A 2,166-nucleotide genomic window follows, 5' to 3' on the forward strand; every position below is an offset into this window, starting at 1 on the left:
CCCGCGTCGTCGACGCCGGCGGCGACGAGGGCCTTCAGGGTCTGCTTGGCCTGTTTCTCCTCGGCGAGCCGCTCGTCGACCATGGCGTCGCCGCCCTCGCCGGGCAGGGTGCGCGACAGCGGGTGGACGACCTCCTCCTCGGCCGTCTCGTGCACGGCCAGCAGGCGGACCAGGGCGTCGAAGGCGTCCCGGCGCACCTGCCCGGTGCCGCCGACGACGAGCAGGAACAGCTCCTCGATGCGGGCGTGCTGGGCCAGCAGCAGGTCGACGACGTCCTCCTCGACGGGGCCCGGCGCGGCCGGGCGCGCGGTGGTCTTACGCACGGCGCAGCACCCCCTCACGGGTACGCAGCTCCTCGACCGGGTGCGGGCCCTCGGTCTCGATGCGGTACTCGCCGCCGAAGCGCTCGCGGTGCAGGTCGATCACCTGCTCGCTCGGCGGCTTCTGCCCGTCGTGTAGCTGCCGTTGCATCCACTCGAAGCGCTCGTGTGCCTCTCGGACGTAGCCCTCGCCGAGCTTGGTGAGATCGATCTGGGTGGCCAGCAGGTGCCGCAGGTACTCCTTGTTCGGTTCGAAGGTCAGCGGCTCGGGCAGCCCCGCGCTGCCGACGATCTGCTCGGGCTCCCGGCCGTCGTGGCGGCGCAGCAGGTCGGCGGCCTGTTGCAGGTGGGCCAGCTCCATCTGCAGGTGCAACTCCCACACGGCCTTGACCTTTGGGTCGCTCTCCTGCTGGAGGAACGAGTAGTAGAGCCAGCACTCGTTGTATTCGTGGGTGAGCAGCCGCTCCCACCAGTTCTCGCCCGGGTCGAGCAGCGACTCGTAGTGGGTGACGTGCTCCTGCTCGATCAGGCTGATCTCCTGGTAGAGCTGGCGGGCGATCGGCTCCATGTACTGCGGTCCGACGTTCATGTAGTAGAACATCACCTGCTGCTCGGCGGAGAGGATCGTCAGGGCGTTCAGCTTCGACCGGGGATCGACGCTCTCGCGGTCGTAGGGGGTGCGGACCTCGTCGAAGGGGTGACGGTGCTCGATCACCGTGGGTCGGCCCGGCATGACCTCGGTGAGGCCGTCGACGATCTTCCCGGCCTTGCGCCGCTCCAGCATCTCGTAGAGGTTGGCGTAGCGGTACAGGTGGTCGAAGTCCTCCAGCACGCCGAACTCGTACGCCTGCCTGAGGTACGCGTCGGGCTCGTGCCGGGCCACCCACGCGGTCAGGTCGACGGCGACCTGCTCGTAGCCGAGGGTCGTCTCCAGCACGCTGGCGAGGCCGGGCAGCAGCCAGTTCACCACCCGCTGCTGCTGGCTCTCCAGGTACCGCACGTACGCCAACTGGCGGCGTACCTCCTGGTCGGGGCAGTTGCGGGCGAACTGGTGCTGGAAGTTGATCGCCTCGACCTCGATGCCGTTCATGGTGATGATCCGGCACCGGGTGTACGGCTCGACCGCCTCCGGGTCAATGGGTTCGACGTTCAGCTCGCGCCAGTTGCGGATCTGGTCCTCCAGGGGGATTCCCTTGTGCTCCAGAGGATTGAACACGTGCACTCCCATTCGTTGGTGGCTTCAGGCCAGGACTACCCGGGCAGAGAGGGGTAAAACCTGCCAAATACCGCCGATCAACTCAGGCGAACGTCGGGGAGCGGGATCGGGAGGGGGAGCGCATCGGGCGCGGCTACGTCGACTGGTGGGCAGATGTCCCGGCCAGGTAGCCACCGGTCGGCCACCTCGACCGTCAATCCGCCGTCAACCGGCGGCGCTGGCGGTCGCCGGTGGGTTCGGTGGTGTCGTCGGCATGGCGGAAGGGCGGCCGGGGTCACCTGGGTGGTGGGGCAACGCTGCTGCGCTCGATCAACGTGGGGGAGACGGTCTGCCGCAGTGTGCGATCGGCACCGGATTCGATCTGCGTCAGGAGCAGGTCGAGGCTGGCCTTCGCCACGGTGTCGAAGTCCGGCCGGACGGTGGTCAGCGGCGGGATGAAGTACGCGGCGTCCGGCACGTCGTCGAAGCCGACGACGCTGACCTCCTCCGGCACCCGTCGGCCCTGCTCGTGCAGCGCGTGCAGCACGCCCAGGGCGAGGTCGTCGTTGGCGGTGAAGACCGCCGTCACCCCCGGTGTCCCGGCCAGCATCTGCCCGCAGCGGTACCCCGACGCCGCGGACCAGTCCGCCT

3 protein-coding genes are annotated in these 2,166 nt (G+C 68.9%); all 3 read right to left on the reverse strand.

The features are described from left to right. Positions 1–323 (reverse strand): hemerythrin domain-containing protein (locus MCAG_RS28725; protein WP_198141680.1); only part of this gene is annotated, 323 nt, incomplete at its 3' end. Continuing rightward, a complete protein-coding gene (locus MCAG_RS28730) occupies positions 316–1,536 on the reverse strand; it encodes a hypothetical protein (RefSeq protein WP_198141681.1) in 1,221 nt (406 codons plus the stop codon). The genes MCAG_RS28725 and MCAG_RS28730, both read right to left, overlap by 8 nt. A gap of 274 nt (positions 1,537–1,810) precedes the next feature. Then, on the reverse strand, positions 1,811–2,166 hold a 356-nt coding region (locus MCAG_RS28735; RefSeq protein WP_007076449.1), incomplete at its 5' end, for a substrate-binding domain-containing protein.

This window comes from Micromonospora sp. ATCC 39149 (genome assembly GCF_000158815.1).
Taxonomy (GTDB): domain Bacteria; phylum Actinomycetota; class Actinomycetes; order Mycobacteriales; family Micromonosporaceae; genus Micromonospora.